This is a genomic window from Anoxybacillus sp. EFIL, from assembly GCF_013096955.1.
In the GTDB taxonomy this organism is placed as follows: domain Bacteria; phylum Bacillota; class Bacilli; order Bacillales; family Anoxybacillaceae; genus Anoxybacillus; species Anoxybacillus ayderensis.
This window is the reverse complement of the sequence record NZ_SDLH01000005.1, coordinates 106,903-131,900: the sequence shown is the minus strand read 5'-3', so window position 1 is coordinate 131,900 and position 24,998 is coordinate 106,903. Positions and strand designations below refer to the sequence as shown.

The 24,998-nt window shown below is 40.4% G+C and carries 27 protein-coding genes and 1 pseudogene; 5 read left to right on the top strand and 23 right to left on the bottom strand.

Annotated features, from left to right (window positions below):
• Positions 1 to 23 precede the first annotated feature (23 nt).
• A complete protein-coding gene (gene sspO, locus ES017_RS09605; RefSeq protein WP_004890592.1) occupies positions 24 to 173 on the top strand; it encodes a small acid-soluble spore protein O in 150 nt (49 codons plus the stop codon).
• Between the two features lie 17 nt (positions 174 to 190).
• Here the strand turns inward: sspO and ES017_RS09600 are convergent, their stop codons facing one another.
• Positions 191 to 451 (bottom strand): hypothetical protein, encoded by a 261-nt coding sequence (locus ES017_RS09600; RefSeq protein WP_021094630.1) that lies wholly within the window; start codon positions 449 to 451, stop codon positions 191 to 193.
• Positions 452 to 556: 105 nt separating this feature from the next.
• On the opposite strand from ES017_RS09600, the gene ES017_RS09595 reads away from it, so the two are divergent.
• Entirely contained in the window at positions 557 to 700 is a 144-nt protein-coding gene (locus ES017_RS09595) for a small acid-soluble spore protein P (RefSeq protein WP_006318326.1), read from the top strand.
• A gap of 77 nt (positions 701 to 777) precedes the next feature.
• A complete protein-coding gene (locus ES017_RS09590; protein WP_021094629.1) occupies positions 778 to 1,215 on the top strand; it encodes a DUF2621 domain-containing protein in 438 nt (145 codons plus the stop codon).
• 14 nt (positions 1,216 to 1,229) lie between these two features.
• Here ES017_RS09590 and ES017_RS09585 read toward each other — a convergent pair whose 3' ends face one another.
• The 8 genes from ES017_RS09585 to yneA all read right to left on the bottom strand — a co-directional run bounded on the left by ES017_RS09585 (position 1,230) and on the right by yneA (position 6,653).
• Complete coding sequence (locus tag ES017_RS09585) at positions 1,230 to 1,697, bottom strand: CcdC family protein (RefSeq protein ID WP_021094628.1); 468 nt, start codon at positions 1,695 to 1,697, stop codon at positions 1,230 to 1,232.
• Between the two features lie 20 nt (positions 1,698 to 1,717).
• Positions 1,718 to 2,077, bottom strand: a complete 360-nt coding sequence (locus ES017_RS09580; RefSeq protein ID WP_021094627.1) for a response regulator — start codon at positions 2,075 to 2,077, stop codon at positions 1,718 to 1,720.
• 26 nt (positions 2,078 to 2,103) lie between these two features.
• Positions 2,104 to 2,808, bottom strand: coding sequence for a cytochrome c biogenesis CcdA family protein (locus tag ES017_RS09575; RefSeq protein ID WP_021094626.1), 705 nt, complete (start codon positions 2,806 to 2,808; stop codon positions 2,104 to 2,106).
• A 115-nt stretch (positions 2,809 to 2,923) separates the two neighbouring features.
• Positions 2,924 to 3,136, bottom strand: a complete 213-nt coding sequence (locus tag ES017_RS09570; protein ID WP_003398951.1) for a YneF family protein — start codon at positions 3,134 to 3,136, stop codon at positions 2,924 to 2,926.
• A 119-nt stretch (positions 3,137 to 3,255) separates the two neighbouring features.
• Complete coding sequence (gene tkt / locus ES017_RS09565; protein ID WP_035063123.1) at positions 3,256 to 5,259, bottom strand: transketolase; 2,004 nt, start codon at positions 5,257 to 5,259, stop codon at positions 3,256 to 3,258.
• 144 nt (positions 5,260 to 5,403) lie between these two features.
• On the bottom strand, positions 5,404 to 5,634 hold the full coding sequence (locus tag ES017_RS09560; protein ID WP_021094624.1) for a DUF896 domain-containing protein: 231 nt from the start codon (positions 5,632 to 5,634) through the stop codon (positions 5,404 to 5,406).
• Positions 5,635 to 5,654: 20 nt separating this feature from the next.
• Entirely contained in the window at positions 5,655 to 6,335 is a 681-nt protein-coding gene (locus ES017_RS09555) for a YneB family resolvase-like protein (RefSeq protein WP_021094623.1), read from the bottom strand.
• Positions 6,336 to 6,350: 15 nt separating this feature from the next.
• Entirely contained in the window at positions 6,351 to 6,653 is a 303-nt protein-coding gene (gene yneA, locus ES017_RS09550) for a cell division suppressor protein YneA (protein WP_021094622.1), read from the bottom strand.
• Between the two features lie 152 nt (positions 6,654 to 6,805).
• On the opposite strand from yneA, the gene lexA reads away from it, so the two are divergent.
• Positions 6,806 to 7,423, top strand: a complete 618-nt coding sequence (gene lexA, locus ES017_RS09545) for a transcriptional repressor LexA (RefSeq protein WP_021094621.1) — start codon at positions 6,806 to 6,808, stop codon at positions 7,421 to 7,423.
• A 29-nt stretch (positions 7,424 to 7,452) separates the two neighbouring features.
• Here lexA and glnA read toward each other — a convergent pair whose 3' ends face one another.
• The 4 genes and pseudogenes from glnA to hflX all read right to left on the bottom strand — a co-directional run bounded on the left by glnA (position 7,453) and on the right by hflX (position 11,875).
• Entirely contained in the window at positions 7,453 to 8,787 is a 1,335-nt protein-coding gene (gene glnA, locus ES017_RS09540) for a type I glutamate--ammonia ligase (protein ID WP_021094620.1), read from the bottom strand.
• A gap of 51 nt (positions 8,788 to 8,838) precedes the next feature.
• Positions 8,839 to 9,243, bottom strand: coding sequence for a MerR family transcriptional regulator (locus ES017_RS09535; RefSeq protein WP_021094619.1), 405 nt, complete (start codon positions 9,241 to 9,243; stop codon positions 8,839 to 8,841).
• Between the two features lie 102 nt (positions 9,244 to 9,345).
• Positions 9,346 to 10,614 carry a methionine gamma-lyase family protein gene (locus ES017_RS09530; protein ID WP_042534002.1) on the bottom strand — a complete coding sequence of 423 codons (1,269 nt, stop codon included), beginning with the start codon at positions 10,612 to 10,614 and terminating at the stop codon, positions 9,346 to 9,348.
• A gap of 13 nt (positions 10,615 to 10,627) precedes the next feature.
• Positions 10,628 to 11,875, bottom strand: a pseudogene (gene hflX / locus ES017_RS09525) (GTPase HflX).
• Positions 11,876 to 12,020: 145 nt separating this feature from the next.
• Between hflX and ES017_RS09520 the strand changes: the two are divergent.
• Positions 12,021 to 12,629, top strand: coding sequence for a trimeric intracellular cation channel family protein (locus ES017_RS09520; RefSeq protein WP_035063111.1), 609 nt, complete (start codon positions 12,021 to 12,023; stop codon positions 12,627 to 12,629).
• Positions 12,630 to 12,689: 60 nt separating this feature from the next.
• On the opposite strand, the gene spoVK is transcribed toward ES017_RS09520, so the two are convergent.
• From spoVK to ES017_RS09470, 10 genes are all read right to left on the bottom strand, one after another.
• Positions 12,690 to 13,619, bottom strand: coding sequence for a stage V sporulation protein K (spoVK, locus tag ES017_RS09515; protein WP_019418281.1), 930 nt, complete (start codon positions 13,617 to 13,619; stop codon positions 12,690 to 12,692).
• Positions 13,620 to 13,734: 115 nt separating this feature from the next.
• A complete protein-coding gene (hfq, locus tag ES017_RS09510) occupies positions 13,735 to 13,959 on the bottom strand; it encodes an RNA chaperone Hfq (RefSeq protein ID WP_009362664.1) in 225 nt (74 codons plus the stop codon).
• A 34-nt stretch (positions 13,960 to 13,993) separates the two neighbouring features.
• A complete protein-coding gene (gene miaA / locus ES017_RS09505; RefSeq protein ID WP_021094613.1) occupies positions 13,994 to 14,929 on the bottom strand; it encodes a tRNA (adenosine(37)-N6)-dimethylallyltransferase MiaA in 936 nt (311 codons plus the stop codon).
• A 117-nt stretch (positions 14,930 to 15,046) separates the two neighbouring features.
• On the bottom strand, positions 15,047 to 16,873 hold the full coding sequence (mutL, locus tag ES017_RS09500) for a DNA mismatch repair endonuclease MutL (protein WP_021094612.1): 1,827 nt from the start codon (positions 16,871 to 16,873) through the stop codon (positions 15,047 to 15,049).
• 13 nt (positions 16,874 to 16,886) lie between these two features.
• Positions 16,887 to 19,451: a DNA mismatch repair protein MutS gene (gene mutS / locus ES017_RS09495; RefSeq protein ID WP_021094611.1), complete on the bottom strand. Its 2,565-nt coding sequence runs from the start codon at positions 19,449 to 19,451 to the stop codon at positions 16,887 to 16,889.
• 75 nt (positions 19,452 to 19,526) lie between these two features.
• Positions 19,527 to 20,063, bottom strand: coding sequence for an outer spore coat protein CotE (locus ES017_RS09490; protein ID WP_021094610.1), 537 nt, complete (start codon positions 20,061 to 20,063; stop codon positions 19,527 to 19,529).
• Between the two features lie 157 nt (positions 20,064 to 20,220).
• A complete protein-coding gene (locus ES017_RS09485; RefSeq protein WP_021094609.1) occupies positions 20,221 to 20,655 on the bottom strand; it encodes a YlbF/YmcA family competence regulator in 435 nt (144 codons plus the stop codon).
• A 1-nt stretch (position 20,656) separates the two neighbouring features.
• Entirely contained in the window at positions 20,657 to 22,237 is a 1,581-nt protein-coding gene (gene miaB / locus ES017_RS09480) for a tRNA (N6-isopentenyl adenosine(37)-C2)-methylthiotransferase MiaB (RefSeq protein ID WP_021094608.1), read from the bottom strand.
• A 119-nt stretch (positions 22,238 to 22,356) separates the two neighbouring features.
• Positions 22,357 to 23,223, bottom strand: a complete 867-nt coding sequence (locus tag ES017_RS09475) for a 2-oxoacid:ferredoxin oxidoreductase subunit beta (RefSeq protein ID WP_043968222.1) — start codon at positions 23,221 to 23,223, stop codon at positions 22,357 to 22,359.
• 2 nt (positions 23,224 to 23,225) lie between these two features.
• On the bottom strand, positions 23,226 to 24,962 hold the full coding sequence (locus ES017_RS09470; RefSeq protein ID WP_043968216.1) for a 2-oxoacid:acceptor oxidoreductase subunit alpha: 1,737 nt from the start codon (positions 24,960 to 24,962) through the stop codon (positions 23,226 to 23,228).
• Positions 24,963 to 24,998: the final 36 nt, after the last annotated feature.

Below are 24,998 nucleotides of genomic sequence, written 5' to 3'. Positions count from 1 at the left end.
ATAGTTGTAGGAGGTGAAAAAAGATGGTAAAAAGAAAAGCAAATCATGTCATTCCGGGCATGAATGATGCAAGCGCTCAAGGAAAAGGCGCAGGTTACAATGAAGAACTCTCTAATGAACCACTTACTGAAGCTCAAAAACAAAATAATAAAAAACGTAAGAAAAATCAATAATCCCGCTTGAAGCGGGATTATTCATACATATTTACTTCCTCTACAATCGCTTGCAAATCATCGCGAAATTGTTCAAGCTGTTTTCGCTGTTTTTCAGAAGCTACTTCAAGCGCATTATTAATTTGCTCAAACGCTTCGTTTACTTCTTGTTTTAAATGATGCAATTGACTTCCATAATCTGCATCACTTTTCACAAGATGATCGTACCGTTCTTTCGCCTCCATTGTTCCTTGTTGGGCAGCTTCAAACGCTTGTTGCTTATTTTTATGATAAGGCATCTCATTCACTTCCTCTCTTTTTAATATTTATCGTGCCTATTCATGAGCGAAATATGCATAAATCTCATCTACCATGCCATCATATGAAGGAAAGGAGTGTATGGTATGAACAAAAATACAAGCAAAGATATGCGAAAAAATGCTCCAAAAGGAGATAACCCAGGACAACCAGAACCACTTAGCGGATCGAAAAAAGTAAAAAATCAAAATCATACCCGTCAAAAGCATAACTCCAGTCACGATATGTGAAAGAGCTGACGCAACGTCAGCTCTTTTTCTTGATTCCGCTCTTATTTTTTTACATAATAAACGTTGAGGTGGAATGTATGCTAACAGGTTGGTTTTTATGGTTTATTTTATTTTGGGTCGTTTTTCTCCTTGTTACGATGTCGATCGGTGGCTTTTTTATGTTCCGGAAATTTTTAAAACGGCTGCCGAAAGAAGATGGGAAATCCGAATTAGATTGGCAGCAATATTACATTGAACAAACACGCCATTTATGGTCTGAAAAAGAAAAAGCGTTGCTCGAGGATTTAGTTCGTCCTGTTCCTGAACTGTTTCGGGATGTAGCCCGTCAAAAAATCGCTGGTAAAATCGGAGAGTTGGCGTTACAAGAAAAAGCGAATCGGATTACAGAAGATTTAGTTGTTCGTGGCTATATTCTCGCCACACCAAAACGCGACCATAAATTTTTAATTAAAGCTCTTCGGGAAAAACAAATTGATTTTGCAAAATACGAACATCTGCTAACGAAAAAAAGCTAATCACCCTTCGTTGATTAGCTTTTTTCTGTTATTTCGCGTTGAAGACGACGATATGATGCATACATCGCTACTCGCCAAGGAACAATCATCGAAAAAGCGAGGATCCAAAACATTCCGGCAAGCTCTCCGTACTCAATGGTACGGCTTAAATATGTTTTTAGAGCTAAGCGTAATACAATTAAACCAACAAAAATAAAAACGAACGCTTTTGAGCGTTGTAAATAAATTTCATTGCCTCGAACTTCAAACGAAGATGTTTTAATTAACAAAATAGAAAAAAGTGCCCCGATGAAAATGGCCTCTCCACATTCAAGCGCCGTTACCCGAAACGTCGGATGCACAAACATCAATGCACCTGTGCTCATAAAAATAGGCGGTAATATAATTTTTTTTGCGTTTGTCGGTTTTTCTGCTGCTTTCATTCGAATAAAAAACGCAAATCCAGCCATCAATACAGCGAATACCGAACTAAAAATGGCCAAAGTGAATCTCCCTCTCTTTTTTACTGCAACACACGTTGAATCGCTTCAATCACACGGCTTTCATCAAATGGTTTTACGATAAAATCAAGCGCCCCTGCTTCAATGGCTTCAACGACCATCTTTTGTTGTCCCATAGCTGAGCACATAATAATTTTTGCATGCGGATCGCGTTGCTTAATTTCCCTCACTGCTTCAAGTCCGCTCATCACCGGCATCGTAATATCAAGCGTCACAACGTCCGGCTTCAATTCCATGTAAAAATCAACAGCTTCTTTCCCATTTTCCGCTTCCCCAACAACTTCATGATTTGCTTTTTTTAAAATATTGGCTAACGTTATGCGCATAAACTTCGCATCATCCACAATTAAAATTCTCGCCATTTCCTTCCCCTCCACACCTTTAAAAACTAAAAACCTGTAAAACCACCAAATATATTTGTCATATAAATTGTAATTTTCGTCATCCAATCAAAAAATAATACGACACCCATCCCTACCATGACATATCCACCGATTTTCATTAACTTAACATGATGTTTTCGAATCCACCCCATTTTTCCGATAAAAAAAGACAAAAGCAAAAATGGCAAAGCAAAGCCAAGTGAATAGGCTGCCATATAAACAACACCTAAACTCGGATTTGTCGCTGCTAAAGCGATAACGGATACTAAAATTGGACCCGTACATGGCGTCCAACCAGCAGCAAATGCCATGCCAATAAGAAAAGAACCGATGTAACCAGATGGACGATGTTGAAAGGATAAACGACGATCAGTCATTAAAAACTTCGGTTTAAAAATTCCGATAATCACAAACCCAAAAAACACCATCAATATTGCACCAATTTGACGAATGAGATCTTGGTATGTATGGAAAAATTGTCCGAGCATCGACGTACCAAAACCGATAGCAATAAAAATAAATGAAAATCCGAGCAAAAAAAATAACGTATGTAACAAACTTCTTCTTTGCAACAACGCATAATCAGATTTTAAATCACTAACCGACATTCCTGTGATATATGATAAAAAAGCTGGATAAAGCGGCAAACAGCACGGGGAAATAAACGAAAGTACACCCGCCCCAAACGCGACAAACAGTTGAATGTCCATATGATTGACACTCCATTTCTTCTTCATTTGCCTATATTTTATCAAAAAAATACAAATATGAGCAACAGCTTCTTTCTGTGCTAAAAAAGACACTCGTTGCTGAGTGCCTTGCCTTTTATTTTAATTGGTTGTTCATTGCTTTCATCATTTGATTGATTTTCTTTTGCGATGGAGTCATGCCCATTTGCATCATCATCATTCGAATCATTTGTTCATTAATCGGTGGATTTTTCTTCAAGTAGTTCATCATTGTTTTACGCGCAATAAAAAATCCGAGCGCAACGCCGGCAGCAAGCGCTACAATGCCTACTAAAATCATTTCCCACATATTTTTTCCTCCTTCATGTTGTCTACATTACACTATACTAAACAATGACGGTTTGTACAATATGTTCAGTAAAAAATCTTTATTCGATAATAAAACGGGGAGATGCGCTCCCCGTTTTATTATTTATTTAGTAATGCTTTGACACGTGCAACGACATTTTCCACTGTAAATCCATATTCTTGCATAATTTTTTCTCCAGGTGCAGAAGCCCCGAAGCGATCAATCGCTAAAATATCTCCTTCATCTCCTGTATATCGCTCCCAACCAAGAGATGCGCCCATTTCAATTGCAAGGCGTTTTTTCACATGTTTCGGAATCACACTTTCTTTGTAATCAGCTGTTTGCGCTTCAAAACGATCCCATGAAGGCATGCTTACAACTGAAACATGGATCCCTTCATTTGCTAACGCTTTCTGTGCTTCTACAGCTAAGCTAACTTCTGAACCGGATGCTAACAATAATGCTTGTACTTCTCCTTTGGCTTCAGAAACAACATATGCTCCTTTTTTCACCCCTTCATAAGCGCGCTCAGCTGTCGTCGCTAGCGTAGGAAGGTTTTGACGTGTCAACACAAGAGCAGTCGGACGATCTGTAGATTCCACAGCCAAGCGCCATGCAGCAGCTGTCTCATTTGCATCTGCCGGACGAATAACACATACATTTGGCATTGCTCGTAAGGAGGCAAGTTGTTCAATTGGCTCATGCGTTGGACCATCTTCACCGACAGCGATGCTATCATGCGTAAATACATATGTGACAGGCAATCCCATCAGCGCAGCAAGTCGAATGGCTGGACGTAAATAGTCTGAAAAGACAAAGAACGTACCGCCGTACACTTTCACACCACCGTGAAGCGCCATGCCATTTAGCGCAGCCCCCATCGCAAATTCACGGACACCAAACCAAATGTTGCGACCTTCATAGCTACTTGGCAAGAAGTCTCCTGCCCCTTTAATTAACGTTTTGTTTGAACCAGCTAAGTCCGCAGACCCACCTAAAAATTGCGGTACAACTTTGGCGATGGCATTCAATACTTCCCCAGAAGAAGCGCGTGTTGCTAAACTTTTTCCTTCTGCATATACCGGCAATGCTTTTTCCCAGCCTTCAGGAAGTTTACCATCAATCGCCATGCGTAATTGTTTTGCTAAGTCTGGATACGCCTTCTCATATTCAGCAAATAAAGCGTTCCATTCCGCTTCTTTTTTCTCTCCTGCTTCTTTTACTACTTTTTCAAAATGAGCATACACTTCATCTGGAACGTAAAAGTCTTCTTCAAACGTCCAATTATACGCTTCTTTCGTTAACTTAATTTCATCTTTCCCAAGCGGAGCACCGTGCACATCGGCTGTTCCTGCTTTGTTTGGTGAGCCATAACCGATCGTTGTTTTCACTTCAATTAATGTCGGGCGTTGTAAATCTTTTTGAGCTTCAGCAATCGCTTGAGCAATTTCTTCAATGTTATTGCCGTCTTCTACACGAATGTATTGCCATCCGTACGCTTTGAACCGTTGTTCTACACTTTCTGAGAAAGAAAGATTCAATTCGCCATCAAGTGAAATATCATTCGAATCATAAAGAACGATGAGGCGTCCAAGTTTTAAATGACCAGCTAACGAAGCAGCTTCTGCAGAAACTCCTTCCATTAAGTCGCCGTCACCACAAATCGCATATGTAAAGTGGTTAATCATTTCGAACTGGTCTTTGTTGTATGTAGCTGCTAAATGACGTTCCGCCATCGCCATTCCGACAGCCATCGCAATTCCTTGTCCAAGCGGTCCTGTTGTTGCTTCTACACCTGGTGTATGACCATATTCCGGATGGCCTGGTGTTTTACTCCCCCATTGGCGAAACTGTTTAATGTCTTCCATTGTGACGTCATAACCGCTTAAATGAAGCAAACTATACAGTAGCATCGAACCGTGTCCTGCTGATAATACAAAACGATCGCGATTGAACCATTTTGGATTGCGCGGATTATGGTTCATAAACTTCGTCCATAATGTATACGCCATTGGCGCAGCCCCCATCGGCATTCCTGGGTGACCTGAATTTGCTTTTTCAATTGCATCAATCGACAACGTACGAATCGCTGCAATCGATAATTGTTCAATAGAGTGTGTCATCATCTTCATCCTTTCATTTGCAAACATTCTCACCTTTTATGATATAGAAAAGTTCGTAAAATGTACAATGCTTCACAACATTTTTTTTGACAAACTGACGAAAAAAAGAGAACATCTATCAGTATGTTCTCCATCATGCGCATATTAATGCATTCGTTTTTTCTTACTATCTTTTAATTTTTTTGGAGTGACATCATTTCCGTTTGGATCAATGACTTTTACGTGATGCAATGTTTCGATCATCGACGCACGAAACGCAGCAATATACTCTGTGCGAAGTTGAAGCTGTTCTTGTTTTTCTTCAGCCGTAAGACCTTCCATTTTTGCTTTTTTAGCTAACGCATTAATTCTTGCTATTTTCTCAGAAGATAACATTTAGCCTCATCCTTTTGTATTTACTTCTCGTCCGTACCATCATACAAAAATTTTTCATTGTTGACAAGTTGCTCATATTCTTTGTATCGTCGATGCACGGTCGCTTTTGATACATCATAACCAAACGAACGAAGCGTTGCAGCAATCTCAGCGAACGTTAAGCGATTTTGACGCAACCGAATAATGTCTTCAATTGGTACATCTTTTCGATCACGTCCAGCGTGTTCACCTACGTTGCGCAAATTGTTTTCTGGTCGATAGCCGTTTTGAACAGCTCGCTGCATCCCACGTTTAATTTTTAAATTATGTATTTTCCTTTGATACTCTTCTACAATGCTAATGATTTCTAACACCATCGAATCCGCTTCTGATAGCTGAAGCTCCCCTCGATGGCTCACCGTATACACCCGAATACCTTCTTTTTGTAAACAACGAAGGAGAGCAATTTTTGCATTCCCACGTCCAAGTCTTGTCTCATCTTGTACGAGAACGACATCAATGCGATGTTGCTTGATCGTATCAAGCAACTCCATAATCCCTTCCCGTTCGATGTCGTAGCCACTTGCTTGCTCTTGAATAATTTTGACAACATTCATTTCGTATTCCGCCGCAAGCTGTTCTAACTCTTCTTTTTGTCTTTGTAACGATGTTTCTTGCGTTTCTTTCGTTGTACTTACACGACAATAAATAATGGCGTTCATTCGTCATCCCTTTCTTTACGGTCTATTCGCAACAAGCCGATTTTCGCTATTTGATTTTAACACAGGAATGACAATTTTCTCACCAATGATTAATCGTTCGTCTGAACGGTTGTTTACTGACATCACCCATTGAATGAATTGTTCATGGGACAATTGATGTTCATGTTTGTATTTGTCCGCAAGCTTCCATAACGTATCACCAGCTGACACAGTAATCTCAACATATTTTTGTTTATCAACCGATTGTGTGACGTGCAAAAACGCCCAAACAAACAATACACTAAATAAAAACATCACGACATAATGTATTTTCCCCATACCTTCTACCCCCTAAAAACAGAACGTTTGTTTGTTTTTATAATAACGAGAACTTTTGTTCGTGTCAACTATATTTTCGAACTTATGTTTGTATTCAAAACAAAAATTATGTTATAATATGGGCAAAGATGAAAAGGAAGAGGTGTATAAGAATGGCGAAATTATCAAAACGACAACAACAAATATTAGATTTCATTAAACAAGAAGTACGCACAAAAGGGTATCCACCATCAGTGAGGGAAATTGGAGAAGCAGTCGGTTTAGCATCAAGTTCAACCGTTCACGGTCATCTAGCTCGTTTAGAAAGCAAAGGCTTCATTCGACGCGATCCAACAAAACCACGCGCCATTGAAATTTTGGACGAGTACGAATCCATCCCAAAGACAAACGTCGTCAACGTTCCAATCGTCGGAAAAGTAACAGCTGGACAACCGATTACCGCAATCGAAAACATTGAAGAATATTTCCCTCTTCCAGAACGATTCGTCTCACCAGATGACCAAGTATTTATGTTACAAATTGTCGGAGAAAGTATGATTGAGGCTGGTATTTTAGACGGAGACTACGTGATCGTCCGTCAACAACAAACGGCTAATAACGGAGATATCGTTGTAGCGATGACAGAAGAAAACGAAGCAACCGTCAAACGCTTCTTTAAAGAGAAAGACCATATTCGCCTGCAACCTGAAAATTCATCCATGGAACCGATCATTGTTTCGAATGCAATGATTTTAGGAAAAGTGATTGGCGTATACCGCTCAATTCATTAAAAAAGCTAACGGAAAAACCGTTAGCTTTTTTAGTAAAGGCTCATATATTGTTCGCGTTCCCACGGATGTACCGCTGTGCGGAACATATCCCATTCAATTTCTTTTGCTTCAACGAAATGTTCAAATAAATGTTTACCAAGTGCATTTACGATTACTTCATCGGATTTTAAGTTTTCGAGCGCTTCCGCTAATGTTGCAGGCAAATCAACAATACCTTCTTCTAAACGCTCTTCTTTCGTCATCACATAAATGTTTCTGTCAACCGGTGCTGGCGGTGTCAATTTATTTTTAATGCCGTCTAATCCAGCAGCCAACAATACAGCCATCGCTAAGTATGGATTTGCCGCTGGGTCTACACTACGCACTTCAATACGCGTGCTCATGCCACGTGATGCCGGGATACGAATCAATGGGCTACGATTGCGTGCTGACCATGCAACGTAACAAGGGGCTTCATAACCCGGAACGAGACGCTTATATGAGTTCACTGTTGGGTTTGTTACCGCTGTAAAGTTTGGAGCATGCTTTAACACACCCGCAATAAACTGCAATGCTGTTTCGCTTAGTTGCAATTGACCATTCGGATCAAAAAAGGCATTTTCACCATTTTTAAAGAGCGATAAGTTGCAATGCATGCCCGAACCGTTTACACCAAAGAGAGGTTTTGGCATAAATGTCGCATGTAAACCGTGTTTGCGTGCTACTGTTTTTACAACAAGTTTAAAGGTTTGAATGTCATCGCACGCTTTTACCGCATTGGCATACTTGAAGTCAATTTCATGTTGGCCCGGTGCGACTTCATGGTGAGAGGCTTCAATTTCAAAACCCATCTCTTCTAGCTCTAATACGATATCACGACGGCAGTTTTCACCTAAATCCGTTGGTGCTAAATCGAAGTAACCGCCATTATCGTTTAACTCTAACGTCGGCTCTCCTTTTTCATCTAACTTGAATAAGAAAAACTCTGGCTCTGGGCCTAGGTTAAACTCTGTAAATCCGAGCTCTTCCATTTGTTTCAATACACGTTTTAAATTATAACGAGGGCAACCTTCAAATGGTGTGCCATCTGGATTGTAAATGTCACAAATGAAACGAGCTACTTTTCCCTTTTCAGCTGTCCATGGGAAAATAACAAATGTATCTAAATCAGGATATAAATACATATCTGATTCTTCAATACGGACAAATCCTTCAATTGACGATCCGTCAAACATCATTTTATTATCGAGCGCTTTTTGTAGTTGGCTTACAGGGATTTCGACGTTTTTAATCGTGCCAAGAATGTCTGTAAACTGTAAACGAATATACTTTACATTTTCTTCCTTTACAATACGAAAAATATCCTCTTTTGTGTACTTAGCCATTACATATTCCTCCCCCAAAATAAAAAATCATTTGTGTAAAAAACATAAATTTTAATGGAAAAAGCGAGCGATATCCCCTTGACGAAGTGAGGCACGATTCAAACGACCCGCTTCCATTAATTCGGCACGTAACAGTTTGCGTAATTCCGCTTCGGATAAATCTTGTTTCACTACTTTTGGCGCGACAGGTGGTACGGTGTCTACGTGCTGTTGTTGACGTGAGGCAAAAATTTGTTTAATGCCTGCTAAATTCACACCTTGTTCAATTAAATCTTTAATTTCGAGCAACCGATCCACGTCGTTAAACGAAAATAACCGACGATTGCCTTCTGTTCGCGCAGGTGAAACGAGACCGTGTTCCTCATAATAGCGAATTTGTCGCGCTGATAAATCCGTTAACTGCATAACGATACCGATAGGAAATAACGGCATGGAGCGACGAATGTGACTATTCATGTCGACCCCTCCTTACGTAATACGTATTTTTATTTTATTCTATGTTATTTTATATGTCAATAATATGTTACATTTTATCACATGTTTTTTTCTGAAAATATTTTATAATTTAATTAATTGTTTCTCAAGCAACCGATCAATCGCGATACAAACAGCAATTTTAACGTGTGAGTACGTCAATCCCCCTTGCACGTATGCAACATATGGCGGGCGAATAGGTCCATCGGCTGATAGCTCAATACTTGCCCCTTGAATAAATGTGCCTGCCGCCATAATGACGTCATCTTCATATCCTGGCATATAGTTCGGATATGGAGTAAAGTGCGCATTGACCGGTGAGGCAAATTGAATGGCTTGACAAAACGCAATCATTTGCTCAGCATCGTCAAATTGTACCGATTGAATTAAATCCGTACGTGTAGCGTTCCATGTCGGGTACGTATTCATGCCGATGCGTTCGAGCATCGCCGCCGTAAAGACCGCCCCTTTCAACGCTTGTCCGACGACATGTGGTGCTAAGAAAAAACCTTGATACATTTCTTGTAAACTGTATAACGAGGCGCCCGCTTCTGCCCCAATTCCCGGTGATGTCATTCGGTATGCACACATTTCAATATATTCGCGTTTACCAACGAGATATCCTCCTGTTTTCGCTAATCCACCCCCAGGATTTTTAATGAGCGAACCAGCGATTAAATCAGCGCCGACATGGCACGGCTCTTGTTCTTCGACAAATTCCCCGTAACAGTTATCGACAAAAACGACAACGTCTTGTTTGATGGCTTTTACAAAATCAATCATTTCTTTAATTTCAGCAATAGTAAACGACGGGCGTGGGTCATACCCTTTAGAGCGTTGAATGCCGATCATTTTCGTTCGTTCATTGATTGCTTGTTTGACCGCTGCAAAATCGACTTTTCCTTCGTTTGTAAGCGGTACGCTGTTGTAGCCGATATGAAACTCTTTTAATGAACCAATTCCTTTGCCGCGAATGCCAACGATTTCTTCTAGCGTATCGTACGGTTTGCCGGTAATGTACAAAAGTTCATCACCCGGACGTAAAATACCGAATAAGGCAATTGTAATGGCGTGCGTACCAGAAATAATTTGTGGACGAACGAGCGCCGCTTCCCCACCGAATACGTCCGCATACACTTTTTCAAGCGTGTCGCGTCCCATGTCATCATAGCCATACCCTGTCGACGGAATAAAATGTGCGTCGCTTACTTGATAACGGCGAAAGCTTTGTAATACGCGATATTGATTGTAGTCAATGCGCTCGTCAATCGCCCGATGAATCGGCGCAATTTGTGCTTCAATTTCTTTAACGAGTGCAGAAATCATTTCTCCGTGTGTTAAATGTTGAAACATAAAAAAACCCTTTCTATTTTTGGTATGTTCTTAGTTGTAACAAAAGTGGATGTTCTCGCAATAAGTAGCCGCTGCATTCATACATGCCGCTTTGTTCGTTGTAGTGCATGTGTCGCACAATCGTTTCTGCTTTTAGCTGTGCCAGCAATTTTCCTTCAAACGCTGGAATCGTCACGTCGTAACGCTCCATTGCTTCAGTTATTTTTTCTTCGATAAATTGGCGCAAGTTTTGAACGTCTTGTTCATGAAACGCACTCACTAACATATAATCGGTTTTCGGGCTTGGAACAAAGCTTGGAAGGACAATGTCTCGTTTGTTATAAATCGTCGCAATTGGAATCGTCGTCGCCTCCAATTCTTCGAGCAAGCGATAAACTGTTTGTTCATGTTGAATATAATTCGGATTCGATGAATCGACAATATGTAAAATAAAATCGGCTTCTTTCACTTCTTCTAGCGTCGAACGAAACGCCGCGACGAGCGTTGTCGGCAAGTCTTGAATGAAGCCGACCGTGTCCGTCAACAGCGCGGTATAACCGCTTGGCAGCACAAGTTTTCTCGTGAGCGGATCTAGTGTAGCAAACAATAAATTTTCTTCAAACGCATCCGCATTCGTTAGGCGGTTAAAAAGCGTTGATTTCCCAGCGTTCGTATAGCCGACGAGCGCGATTTGAAACACCGCATTTTTCTTCCGCCGCTCGCGATAGCGTTCGCGATGTTCGACAATGACTTTTAGTTGCGCTTTAATTTCATCGATGCGGCGGCGAATATGACGGCGGTCTGTTTCAAGCTTCGTTTCCCCCGGTCCTCTCGTTCCAATTCCACCACCTAATCGGGAAAGTGCTGCGCCTTGCCCACTTAAGCGCGGCAAAATGTATTGCAATTGGGCAAGTTCGACTTGTAATTTCCCTTCTTTGGAGCGCGCGCGGCTTGCGAAAATGTCTAAAATAAGCTGCGTTCGGTCAATGACGCGTACGTTTAACAACTTTGTTAAGTTACGGTTTTGGCTTGGCGACAGTTCGTCATTAAAAATAACGACATCTGGCTCAAATTGTTCGACAAGACGCACGAGCTCGTCGACTTTTCCTTTTCAGATATATGTAGCCGAGTGAATCGTATCCCGTTTTTGCGTAAGGGTGATGACTACCTCGCCATTTGCTGTATGAACGAGCGAAACAAGCTCTTCTAGCGAATACGAAAATCGTTCATCATCAACATGTGGCAATTGACATCCAACAATAATGACTCGTTCCTTTTCCATATTTCCCCTCTTTCCTATTGAACATCTGTTCTCATCATAACAAATCTAGTTTAAAAGCGCTATGGCCGAAAAATGATCATTGATTTTTTTATATTTTATACATAAAATTTTAACGTAATGTTACATAACAGAAAGGATTGCGATGATGACTTGGGAAGTATTAAGTATAATTGGCACTGTTGCTTTTGCGATTAGCGGAGCGATTGTCGCTATGGAAGAGGAATACGATATTTTAGGTGTATACATTCTCGGAATTGTAACCGCATTCGGCGGCGGTGCTGTGCGCAACGTATTAATTGGCGTACCGGTATCTGTTCTTTGGCAACAGCAAACACTTTTTTTCATCGCGTTTATCGCGATGACTATTGTCTATTTGTTTCCACACAAAATGCTACCACATTGGCAACGTTGGGGAAACTTTTTTGATGCTCTCGGATTGTCAGCCTTCGCCATTCAAGGAGCATTATATGCTGTTCAAATGAATCACCCGTTAAGTGCAGTCATTGTTGCTGCTGTATTGACTGGAAGTGGAGGCGGAATGATTCGCGATGTATTGGCGGGAAGAAAACCTCTCGTATTGCGTGATGAAATTTATGCTGTTTGGGCGATTTTAGCGGGCGTTGCGGTCGGAACCGGCATCGCACATTCTCCAATTAGCTTATATGTATTGTTTATTGTCGTTGCGACATTGCGCATTTTATCGTATACATACAACTGGAAATTGCCGAATAAATCGTTAAAAACAAACAACTAAAACAGGAGACCTCAAAGGAGGCTCCTGCTTTTTTATCTTTCAAAATTCCCCTTTCCCTCTCTATTCAACAACTAAATCCCTCTCTCGTATGATCATTAGTTCTTTTTTGTCATAGCGCCCTTCATGCAACAAACGTACCGCTTGTTTCCGAATTGCTTTTTCAATCAAATTTCGAATGTAGCGACCGTTACTAAATTTTCTTTGATATCCCCCAGCTAGTAGTTGTTCAATATGTTCGCGCAACTTTCGCTCGGCTTCAGAAGTAAGCTCGTATTCTCTTATATGGAGCATTTGTTTTGCGATTTGTACAAGTTCTTCCGTTGTGTAATCAGGAAATTCGAGCATCAACGGAAAGCGGGAAGGTAATCCTGGATTTAACGACAAAAAATAATCCATTTCAGCTGGATATCCCGCTAAAATAACGACTAAATCATCCGAAAAATCTTCAATTCCTTTTACTAACGTATCAATTGCTTCTTTTCCAAAATCTTTCTCTCCTCCGCGTGCAAGTGAATACGCTTCGTCAATAAATAAAATCCCACCCCGCGCTTTTTTTATTAAATCGCGCGTTTTATTCGCTGTATGTCCAATATATTCCCCAACTAAGTCTGCACGTTCTGCTTCAATAAAGTGTCCTTTAGATAAGACGTTCATTTCTAAAAATAACTTTCCAAGAATACGGGCCACTGTTGTTTTCCCTGTCCCAGGATTTCCTTTAAAAATCATATGAAGCGATTGTTTATTCCCTTTTAATCCATTGGCTTGACGTGCTTTATTAATATATAACCATGCGTAAATTTCCTTAATTAATTTTTTCACTTCATTTAACCCGACTAATTCATCTAGTTCTTTTTGAATCTCTTTTAACACAGCATGTTGATGATAATCAATTCGATTTGTCGTTTCTTCTTTCGATAAGTAATTGACGTTTTTTGCATTAAGCACAATATTAATTTGACTTTTTGTTTGCTTCATCGTCAACTCTGACAAGGCGACGTCACCTCTCCTTCATCGTTGCTTCTTTTATCAATATACGCTGTTGTCGCCCATTTCGTGACAAATGCCTAACGAAAAAATCGCCCACCGATATGGTGAGCGATTTGGCTTACTCCATTTCAATTTTCACATTTTTTTGAGGTGCAAACGTAGAAATCGCATGTTTATAAATTAATTGTTGTCTTCCATCTACTTCCAATAACACCGTGAAATTGTCAAATCCTTTTACTAAACCACGCAATTGAAATCCATTGAGTAAAAATACAGTAACCGTCGTTTCTTCCTTGCGCAATTGGTTTAAAAACTGGTCTTGAATGTTTATTGTGTTTTTCATTACTTCGTCCTCCTCTTTTCTCTCTACATTACGTCTATATATTCGCCTCAAAGTGAAACTTTCCTTCTATGTAATGCGAAATTTCATTTACTCGCCTTTCAAACATTGTATCATCAGTCATGTCAAACCATTGAACAGGCATTTGATTACGAAACCATGTAAACTGACGTTTCGCATAACGACGAGAGTTTTGTTTCAACTGTTCGATCGCCTCTTCAAGCGTGATTTGTCCATCTAAATATGCATATAGCTCTTTATAACCGATCGCTTGAATCGCTTGACAGTCGCGTAAACCTTGTTCATACAATCGTTTCACTTCTTCAATCAACCCTCGATCAATCATTTGATCTACCCGTTCATTAATGCGCTCATATAGTTTCTCACGTTCCATCGTCAATCCAATGAGCGCTGCGTTATACACGAGTCTCCTTTTTTGTTCTTTTAGCCATTCTGTCATTGTTCTCCCTGTGCAATGATAAATTTCTAATGCACGAATGACACGACGAACGTTATTCGGATGAATACGTTCCGCACTTAGCGGATCAATTTGTTTGAGTCGCTCGTAAAGTTCAAGCGGTGAGCATTGTTCTAGCGACTGGCGATACGCTTCATTTGATGGTGCATCTGAAAATTGATAATCGTAAATCACAGATTGAATGTATAGCCCTGTACCACCAACGATGATCGGCAGTTTTCCGCGTTTTGTTATATCTGTAATGAGCGAACGAGCAAGCGTCTGAAACTCTGCAACAGAAAAAGATTCGTGCGGTTCCTTTATATCCAATAAATGATGTGGTACGCCTTCCATTTCTTCTTGACGAATTTTAGCGGTTCCAATATCTAATCCTTTATATACTTGCATCGAGTCTCCATTAATAATTTCTCCATGTAAACGCTTGGCCAACTCTATGCTCATTTTTGTTTTCCCTACAGCCGTTGGACCAATTAACACAACGACTTTCTCTCCCATAAAATACCACTACTTTCCACGCTAATTCACATTTATTTATTATAGACAAACGATGTACATTTTATCATCTCATTTTAAAAAATTTTTATTTGAAAGCGGATGAAAAACATCCGCTTTTTACATGACTCGTTTAAACATTTTTTCTAATTCATAAGTAGAAAAGTGAATAATAATCGGACGACCGTGTGGACATGTGAACGGATCGCTTGTTTTACGCAACGATTCAAGCAACGCAAATATTTCATCGTTGCGCAAAAATTGGTTCGCTTTAATCGACTGTTTACAACTCATCATGATTGCTGCTTTTTCGCGAAGTTGCTTTATGTCTACTTTTTTCATCGTTAACACTTGCTTAATCATTTCCTCAATAATTGTAGCTTCCTCCCCTTTTGGAAACCATTGAGGATGAGAACGAACAATAAAACTGTTATGACCAAATGGCTCTAAAAACACACCGCAAGCAGCTAACTGTTCGCGATAGCTTTCGATCAGTACATACTCGCTTGATGAATAAGTGAGCGTCAATGGGATAAGCAACGGCTGTAATTCATTTGTAACGGTTGCTAATTTTTCACGGAAATATTCGTATTTGATCCGCTCTTGTGCCGCATGTTGGTCAATAATATACAAACCATTTTCATTTTGAGCTAAAATATACGTCCCATGCATTTGTCCAATCGGATATAATGGCGGAATGCGCTCTTGATTTGTTTCAGCTGTTACATGTTTATTTTCAACGATTGGTTCGACATCAAGCGGCTTCGTATCCTTCTCGTAAACACGTTCTTCCCGTTCCTCTAACACCATTCGTTCTTCTTTTTTCTTTTCTTGTTCATGATGTGAAATCGTTGTACGCGGAGGAACAATATGCGATTCTTTCACAATATGTTCAAACGAAAACGTTTGTTGCTCTGTTTTCGGCTTTTCTACTCGCGGTGCCGTTACCTCAGGAATTAACGTCTTTTTTTGAAATGCTTGACGAATCGTTTGTTGAACAAGTTCATTTAATTCCCCTTCTTTACTAAAACGCACTTCCAACTTCGCTGGATGAACGTTCACATCTACAAGAAGCGGATCCATGACGATATTTAAAAATGCAATCGGATGCCGGCCAATCGGAAGAAGCGTGTGATATCCTTCTTCAATCGCTTTATATAGCGGATAGTTTTTAATATATCGTCCATTTACAATCGTTGTCATGTAGTTCCGGGAAGCGCGCGTCACTTCAGGTAAAGCAACATAGCCGTCAATCGTAAAATCAAGCGTTTCTGCATAAATCGCAACCATTTTTTTCGCAACATCAAATCCGTAAATAGCTGCTAATACTTGCCGCACATCCCCATTTCCGTTCGTATAAAACAGCTGCTTCCCATTATGTGTTAATCGAAACGAAATATGTGGATGAGCAAGTGCTAAACGATTCATCACATCAACAATATGACCAAGTTCCGTATGAATCGTTTTCATGTATTTTAAGCGAGCTGGCGTATTGAAAAATAAGTGCGAAACGGTAATATCCGTTCCTTTTCGACTGCTCGTCCGACCATTTTGTACAAGCTCTCCACCTTTTAAGATGAGCAACGTTCCCGGACCTTCCCCTGTGCTCGTCTTCAGTTCCAAATGTGAGACAGAGGCAATACTAGGTAACGCTTCCCCTCTAAAACCGAGCGTACGAATACGAAATAAATCCGCCTCATCTTTAATTTTGCTCGTTGCGTGCCGTTCGAACGCTAAAAAACAGTCTTCCTCTTCTAATCCATCACCATTGTCAACAACGCGAATTTTCGCTAATCCCGCTTCTTCTAACTGTACTTCAATGATCGTACTATGGGCATCGATCGCATTTTCAACAAGTTCTTTCACGACAGAAGCTGGACGCTCAACGACCTCTCCTGCCGCAATTTTATTTGCTAACGCATCATCCAGCTTACGAATTTTCCCCACAATTTCCCTCCTTTCATTTTAATAGCTTTTGAATTTCATATAGTTTATTCATCGCTTCAAGCGGTGTCATATCAAGCAACTGAAGAGACTGGATGCGCTTGATCACTTCTTTCTCTTTTTTCGATACGCTCAAACGCTCTTCTTGGTGTTGCTCCTCAAACATACTTAACTGCTCAAATGTTTCTCTATTTTCTTTCACCACACCTGTTGAATTTATTTCAAATTCACGTAAAATTTGTTCCGCTCTTTGAATTAAATCTAACGGTAACTTCGCTAATTGGGCTACATGAATACCGTAACTTTTATCCGCTGGACCTTCTTTAATTTTATGCAAAAAGATGACGGTGCCATTTTCTTCAATTGCGCTAACATGAACATTTTTTAAACGCGGCAATCGTCGTTCAAGCGCTGTTAATTCATGATAGTGGGTACTAAATAACGTTTTGGCACCAATGCGATCGTGAATGTATTCGATCATCGCTTGAGCAAGCGCCATCCCATCATATGTGGATGTTCCTCGACCAATTTCATCAAATAAAATAAGGCTGTTTTGTGTCGCATGGACGATCGCATGACGCGCTTCTAACATTTCCACCATAAATGTGCTTTGACCTGCCACTAAATCGTCAGCCGCACCAATCCGCGTAAACACTTGATCAAAAATCGGTAATATCGCTTCTTGTGCTGGAACAAAGCACCCAATTTGCGCCATAATAGCTGTTAAGGCAATTTGACGCATATATGTGCTTTTCCCAGACATATTTGGACCTGTAATGAGGAGCATTTCTCGTTCGGCATCCATATAACAGTCGTTTGGAACGTAGACGTTCGATCCTAGCACTTTCTCCACAACAGGATGTCGCCCTTGTTGAATGACAAGACGGCGATCATAAGAAAACTGCGGCTTACAGTAGTTATATTTTTCACTGACAGTAGCAAAACATTGTAAAACGTCTAGTTGGCTTATATATTTGGATAATTTTTGTAAACGAACAATATATTTCTTCACTTGTTCACGGATAGAAACAAACAGTTCGTATTCTAGTTCCATACTTTTTTCTTCTGCTTCTAAAATGAGCGCTTCTTTTTCTTTCAACTCTTTCGTCACAAATCGTTCGGCATTAGCTAACGTTTGTTTGCGTTCATATCGTCCTTCTGGCAACAAATGCAAATTTGCTTTTGTTACTTCGATATAATATCCAAACACTCGGTTGTAACCAATCTTTAACGACTTAATTCCTGTTAACTCCCGCTCTTTCGCTTCTAACTGCGCAATCCATGTTTTTCCGTTTCGACTAGCATCCCGAAATCGATCTAACGTTTCGTTATAACCATCTTTAATAATTCCACCTTCTTTCACAGAAAGCGGCGGATTTTCTTCAATCGCCTCTTCTAACAATTGAACAAGGTCCTCGCATGCATCTAAATGTTGGGCAAATGATTGAATATGCTCGTCACGCATGTTCATCAGAAGGGTAGAAATGAACGGTACTTGCTTTAACGATTTTTTCAATTGAATGAGATCGCGGGCATTCACATTTCCAAACGCCACACGCCCAGCGAGTCTCTCTAAATCATATACACCGCGCAAATATTCGCGTAATTCTTGTCGCTCGAAATAATGCATGAGCAGTTGTTCAACGATGTGTAATCGCTGCTCAATTTTTTCACGATCTAATAATGGACGGTCAATCCATTGTTTAAGCAAACGACCACCCATGGCTGTCATCGTCTCATCAAGAAGCCAAAAAAGAGAGCCCGCTTTCCCTTTCGTTCGAATCGTTTCTGTTAACTCTAAATTTCGTTTGGAATACACATCAATTTTCATATGTGCATCAACTTCATACAACTCTACAGGCTGTAAATGGGCTAAATTTCGTCTTTGCGTTTTAATTAAATAATTTAATAACCTTCCAAACGTCACAAGTAATTTTTCTTGTTTCAAATGAGAAACAATCGATTCACAAGAAGGTGGAATCATTGTTTCATCTTCACATGAAATGGTAAGAGCATATCGCTCCTTCAGAGGTTGACATTGTTCTTTGTACTCGGTCGCGACAACGATTTCTTTTGTGCCAATCGAGTAAATTTCATTGAATACATCTTCAAATGAATGAAGCATCGTCATACGACTTTCACCGGTTGTTAAATCCGTATATGCAAATCCGTACGTCCCATCTTCAAATGACGTTAATGAAGCTAAATAGTTGTTTGCTTTCTCTTCTAGTTGCTTTCCTTCCATCACTGTTCCAGGGGTAATGAGTTGCACAACTTCTCGACGCACAACCCCTTTGGCCGTTTTTGGATCTTCGACTTGTTCACAAATCGCAACTTTATAGCCTTTCTCAATTAAACGCTCGATGTACATGGCAGCCGAATGATAAGGGACACCGCACATCGGCACTCGTTCTTCCCCGCCGCCATCGCGGCTTGTCAAAGTAATTTCTAACTCTTGTGACGCTTTAATGGCATCTTCAAAAAACATTTCATAAAAATCACCGAGACGAAAAAACAAAAAGGCATCTTTATATTGTGACTTAATTGTTAAATATTGCTGAATCATTGGTGTATAAGCCATGATTTTTCCTCCAACGCCCAAAATATTGACTTCAATTATTATAACAAAAAATAAAAACTAGGAAGAATAAACTTCCTAGTTTTTATTGCTTTCTTCTTGAAGAAGCTCTTCATCTAGCTGTTCTAATTCTGCATCAATATCTTCATCTACCTCGTCTGATGATGTATCCACGACGGCGATGCGGACTTTCGTTTCCCCGATGACTTCCGCAACAAACTCGCGCTCTACTTCCACAGTGACTTTATTTCCGTTCGGGGCGATCGTGCATTCTAAGCAATTTGGCTGTTGAACAACGCGCGCAATCACTTCTTGTTCTTCACTAATCAGCTCTTCATTACGATACTTTAACGGAATGACATCTGTGTACGATACCGTTTCTGTCAACACTTCCGTTTTCGTATTATCGTTGTACGAATACCAAACGTTCACATCATACTTCCCGTGAATTTCAACACTACGATCCACTTTTTTCGCTTCGTATCGATGATTAATAATCCAGCAACCGAGCACGCTCGTCGGACGATGTTGCGCGGAAACGGTATGTGTCGATTGCGTAAACTTTCGTCCTTTTCCCACGACTGCCTTTGTAATAATTTCTCTGTATTGGGACATGAAACAAACCCTCCTCAAAAATGCATTGTTCATTTTATCCTATGCACAGGAAGCATAAAAGTGTACATAAAAAAAACAATCATTCCGTATAGTTCATTGTATGCAACTCCTTCGAAATATGTGCGAAAAATAAAAAAAGAGCCCATATGAAATGGACTCATTCATGACAATGACCGCAATGGCTATGTTTCACTTGAGCACCTGTTTCGCCACGCAACACATCGCCACCTGTCGATGTAATAATTTCGTCTGTCACAGTTTTTGAAATGGTGGATGCAACAAGTTGCAATAAATCATTAATTTCTACTTGCGATTGTTTAAATTGTTCTACAATTGGAATGTCTGATAGCTGTTCGTAAATGTCGTCAATTTCTGCTTCCACTTTTTTTAGCGCTTCGATTTTTCCATAATGTTGTAAGTTGACAGCTTGTTTTTGTAACGATTTAATTTTAGCAATCATCGTGCGCACTTTTTCATTTTCATGAATTTTTGCTTCTGCTTGTTTAAAAATCTCCACTTCTTCTGTTTCAGCAATCATTTTAGCTAATTCTTTTGCTTTTTGTACGATGTCATCCTTCGTATATTTCGCCACCTTATTTCACCTCAATCGCTTCTTCTACCATTTCTCCGTTTAACGTCCACGTTTTCGCTTCTGTAATTCGCACGTTCACAAGTTGACCGATCGCGGACTTTGGTCCAACGAAGTTAACAAGCTTGTTTTTGCGCGTATATCCCGCGAGGACATCCGGATTGTTTTTGCTTTCCCCTTCTACTAATACTTCGACAACTTGTCCCTCATATTCCTTCATTTTCTTCGCGGAAATTTCGTTTACTAATGCATTTAATCGTTGTAAACGTTCTTTTTTCACTTCCATCGGCACGTTGTCAACCATTTTCGCTGCTGGCGTTCCTTCACGTGGCGAGTAAATGAACGTAAATGCTGAATCAAATTCGACTTCGCGATAGAGCGATAACGTTTCTTCAAATTGCTCATCCGTTTCATTCGGGAATCCGACAATGATATCCGTTGTAAGCGCGACACCTGGAATGGCTTCTTTAATTTTACGAACAAGCTCCAAATATTGTTCACGCGTATATTTACGCGCCATCATTTTTAACACTTCACTACTTCCAGACTGTACAGGCAAGTGAATGTGCTCAACTAAATTTCCGCCTTTCGCCAACACTTCGATTAAACGGTCATCAAAATCACGCGGATGACTTGTAGTGAAACGAATGCGTGGAATATCAATTTTGCGTAATTCATCCATTAAATCCCCGAGGCCATATTTCATATCGGTAAAGTCTTTTCCATACGCATTCACGTTTTGTCCTAAAAGAGTAATTTCTTTATATCCTTGTGCAGCTAAGTGACGCACTTCTTGGATAATATCTTCTGGACGGCGGCTGCGCTCTTTGCCACGTGTATATGGAACAATACAGTACGTACAAAACTTATCGCAACCGTACATAATATTAACCCATGCTTTAATATTTCCTTTTCGCACTTTCGGTAAATTCTCAATGACATCGCCTTCTTTTGACCATACTTCAACAACCATTTCTTTTGACATGTACGCTTCTTTCAAAATATACGGAAGACGATGAATATTGTGCGTACCAAAAATCATATCAACGTATTGGAATTGTTTTAAAATTTTATTAACAACTGACTCTTCTTGCGACATACAGCCACATACCCCAAGCAATAAATCAGGGTTGTTTTGTTTCAATGGCTTTAAGTGGCCAATTTCTCCGAATACTTTGTTTTCCGCGTTTTCACGAATCGCACATGTATTTAACAAAATGACGTTTGCATCTTCTGGACGATCCGTCGGCTCATAACCAAGTGCCATAAAAATACCGGCCATCACTTCTGTGTCATGCTCGTTCATTTGACAGCCGTACGTACGAATGTAAAATTTGCGACCGTTCCCCATACCACGAAATTCTTCAGGAATAGAAAAATCTTTATGATATTTTACTTCCTCTTTTCCGCGTTTTTTTGCTTCTTTCAAAGATGGGGGAACAAATACAGTTGAAAAATATTTTTCATAGTCTTGGCTCGTTTTTTGCTTTAGACGCTGTAAATTGTCATCCAAAGCGGATTTTTTGTCCGTTGGATGATCTGTTTCAATTTGTGCTGTGTACTGTAAACGTTGCTTTTCGTTCATCGTTATTCTCCTTTCTTTTGTTCATACATGCACACTAACATAGTATATTATTTTCCGGACTTTTAAACAATGTTTTTTCCATGAAAAAGAGGATGGCCTCTACCACCCTCTTTCCTATCTTACATAAACTCTGCAACGAGTTGATCAAATTTTTCTTTACTAATTGTTAAATCCGCTTCAGTTAGTGGTTTTTCGCTATAACCCGGCACAAGATCTTGATATGATTTGCGCTCTTTATTTTGATAAATAAGCCCTGTCACAAGCCCTTTATGTTTCATTAACGTTTGCATCGCCATTTCGCGATCGGACGGATCGTATCCTTCAATTGAACTTAAGCTCGTTAAATTGTCTTTAAACCAATCATATGTGTTCACCTTATTGTATGTGACGCAAGGGCTAAATACGTTAATGAGTGAGAATCCTTTATGCTTCATGCCCTCTTCAATTAATTGCGTCAACTCTTTTAAATCGCTAGAAAAGCTTTGAGCGACGAATGTTGCCCCTGCTGTTAGTGCCATTTCCATAATCGACAATGCTGGCTCAACTGACCCTTGTGGCGTACTCTTCGTTTTAAAGCCAACCTCACTTCGCGGTGATGTTTGACCTTTTGTTAAACCGTAAATTTGGTTATCCATGACGATGTACGTAATGTCGATGTTACGTCGAATAGCATGAATTGTATGCCCCATTCCGATCGCAAATCCGTCACCGTCGCCACCAGCAGCAATAACAGTCAAATCGCGATTTGCCATTTTTACCCCCTGAGCAATTGGAAGCGCCCGGCCGTGAACACCATGGAAGCCATATGAGTTAATGTAACCAGAAATACGACCGGAACAACCGATACCAGATACAACAACTAGTTCGTGTGGTTCAAGTCCGACATTGGCAGCTGCGCGTTGGATAGCCGCTTGCACAGAAAAGTCGCCACAACCTGGACACCAGTTCGGTTTAATATTATTACGGAAATCTTTAAATGTCGCCATGTTTAAAACAACTCCTTGCATTTTGTATAAACTTCGTGCGGTAAGAACGGGTTGCCATCATACTTCAACACGTTAAATACTTTCTCAGCATGTCCAACGTTCATTTTTAGAATGTTGGCAAGTTGTCCTGTTGCGTTATTTTCAACAACAACAACTTTTTTCGCTGATTGCACAAGCGGCAACATTTCTTCCGTCGGGAACGGATGAATAAGACGAATGTGGGCGTGATTCACTTTTATACCATCGCGCTCTAAACGTTCCATCGCCTCTTCAATTGCCCCGCGCGTTGAGTTAAACCCAACGATTAACACATCTGCTTCTTCATGTTTCACATGTGTATGAACTGGTGTCGGGAATTGGATATGTTTTAACTTACGTAAACGCTTATCCATTTGTGCAATACGGTTCGCTGCTACTTCAGAAGGACGACCTGTTTCATCGTGCTCAACACCTGTCACATGATGAATGCCGTTTTTCATTCCCGGCAATACGCGTGGTGACACACCGTCTTCCGTCACTTCATATCGTTTGAAGCAACCTTTGTCTGGAATTTCAGGCAGTTCTCCTGTGACAAGCTTACCTCGACGAATTTCAATTTTGTCGTACTCTAGCGGCTCAACGGTTTGCTTTCCTAACGAAAGCTGTAAGTCTGTTAAAACGATGACTGGGCATTGATACTCTTCCGCAATATTAAACGCTTCGACCATATCGTAAAACGCTTCTTGTACAGTGCTCGGAGCGATGACTACTTTCGGAATCTCACCATGTGTGCCGTAAATCATTGCCATTAAATCTGACTGCTCTTGTTTCGTCGGAAGACCTGTACTTGGACCACCGCGTTGCGTATCAACAATGACAATCGGCGTTTCTGTAATTCCAGCTAATCCGATCGCTTCCATCATAAGCGAAAGACCCGGTCCAGCCGAAGCTGTCAACGTACGCACACCCGCATAGTTTGCACCGATAGCCATTGTACAAGCAGCGATTTCATCTTCTGTTTGAATGACCGTACCACCAAACTGCGGAAGCTTTTTAATTAAATATTCCATAATCTCAGATGCAGGTGTAATTGGATAAGCCGCCATGAAACGTGCACCGCCAGCAAGCGCACCAAGCGCAATCGCGTCGTTTCCAATCATAAACATTCTCTTTTTGCCGTCCGCTTTTTCAAGCTGCATTAATTGAATATTGTCGCCAAGCTGTTCACGCATAAACTGAGCGCCCGCTCTGATCGCTTCCATATTTTTCGCAACAACTTGTTCACCTTTGCGACCGAAAATCTCCTGAACGACCCCTTCATATACGCTAATATCGAGACCGAGTACTGCGCTAGAAGCTCCGACTGCAACCATGTTTTTCATTAATGCTGTTCCTAATTCTGTTGCAATATCTGTAAATGGAACCGCATACAACGTAGCTCTTGACTCGTCCGGAATCGTCGGATTAAACTTCGCGTCTGCGATGACGATCCCACCTTGACGCAACTCATGAAAGTTGAAGTCAATTGTCTCTTGGTCAAAAGCTACTAATATATCAAGATCATCGGCAATCGAACGAACTTGTGTCGTGCTAACGCGAATTTTATTGTTCGTGTGGCCACCTTTAATGCGAGATGAAAAGTGACGATAACCGTATAAGTAGTAGCCTAGTCGGTTGAGCGCAATGGAGAATATCTCTCCCGTACTTTCAATACCTTCCCCTTGTTGTCCTCCAACTTTCCACGAAAGTTGACTAATCATGTCTTACACCCCTTTAAAGTTCCATCAATTGTAACG

Coding starts and splice junctions, on each gene's coding strand:
- ES017_RS09490 (WP_021094610.1), bottom strand. CDS start 20,063: ATGTCCCAATACAGAGAAATTATTACAAAGGCAGTCGTGGGAAAAGGA.
- ES017_RS09580 (WP_021094627.1), bottom strand. CDS start 2,077: ATGGCGAGAATTTTAATTGTGGATGATGCGAAGTTTATGCGCATAACG.
- ES017_RS09570 (WP_003398951.1), bottom strand. CDS start 3,136: ATGTGGGAAATGATTTTAGTAGGCATTGTAGCGCTTGCTGCCGGCGTT.
- ES017_RS09475 (WP_043968222.1), bottom strand. CDS start 23,223: ATGGCGACATTTAAAGATTTCCGTAATAATATTAAACCGAACTGGTGT.
- ES017_RS09595 (WP_006318326.1), top strand. CDS start 557: ATGAACAAAAATACAAGCAAAGATATGCGAAAAAATGCTCCAAAAGGA.
- ES017_RS09470 (WP_043968216.1), bottom strand. CDS start 24,962: ATGATTAGTCAACTTTCGTGGAAAGTTGGAGGACAACAAGGGGAAGGT.
- ES017_RS09520 (WP_035063111.1), top strand. CDS start 12,021: ATGACTTGGGAAGTATTAAGTATAATTGGCACTGTTGCTTTTGCGATT.
- hfq (WP_009362664.1), bottom strand. CDS start 13,959: ATGAAAAACACAATAAACATTCAAGACCAGTTTTTAAACCAATTGCGC.
- glnA (WP_021094620.1), bottom strand. CDS start 8,787: ATGGCTAAGTACACAAAAGAGGATATTTTTCGTATTGTAAAGGAAGAA.
- ES017_RS09555 (WP_021094623.1), bottom strand. CDS start 6,335: ATGAACGCCATTATTTATTGTCGTGTAAGTACAACGAAAGAAACGCAA.
- miaB (WP_021094608.1), bottom strand. CDS start 22,237: ATGAACGAAAAGCAACGTTTACAGTACACAGCACAAATTGAAACAGAT.
- ES017_RS09560 (WP_021094624.1), bottom strand. CDS start 5,634: ATGTTATCTTCTGAGAAAATAGCAAGAATTAATGCGTTAGCTAAAAAA.
- ES017_RS09535 (WP_021094619.1), bottom strand. CDS start 9,243: ATGAATAGTCACATTCGTCGCTCCATGCCGTTATTTCCTATCGGTATC.
- ES017_RS09530 (WP_042534002.1), bottom strand. CDS start 10,614: ATGTTTCAACATTTAACACACGGAGAAATGATTTCTGCACTCGTTAAA.
- tkt (WP_035063123.1), bottom strand. CDS start 5,259: ATGACACACTCTATTGAACAATTATCGATTGCAGCGATTCGTACGTTG.
- mutS (WP_021094611.1), bottom strand. CDS start 19,451: ATGGCTTATACACCAATGATTCAGCAATATTTAACAATTAAGTCACAA.
- ES017_RS09600 (WP_021094630.1), bottom strand. CDS start 451: ATGCCTTATCATAAAAATAAGCAACAAGCGTTTGAAGCTGCCCAACAA.
- sspO (WP_004890592.1), top strand. CDS start 24: ATGGTAAAAAGAAAAGCAAATCATGTCATTCCGGGCATGAATGATGCA.
- yneA (WP_021094622.1), bottom strand. CDS start 6,653: ATGGGGAAAATACATTATGTCGTGATGTTTTTATTTAGTGTATTGTTT.
- ES017_RS09575 (WP_021094626.1), bottom strand. CDS start 2,808: ATGGACATTCAACTGTTTGTCGCGTTTGGGGCGGGTGTACTTTCGTTT.
- miaA (WP_021094613.1), bottom strand. CDS start 14,929: ATGGGAGAGAAAGTCGTTGTGTTAATTGGTCCAACGGCTGTAGGGAAA.
- ES017_RS09590 (WP_021094629.1), top strand. CDS start 778: ATGCTAACAGGTTGGTTTTTATGGTTTATTTTATTTTGGGTCGTTTTT.
- lexA (WP_021094621.1), top strand. CDS start 6,806: ATGGCGAAATTATCAAAACGACAACAACAAATATTAGATTTCATTAAA.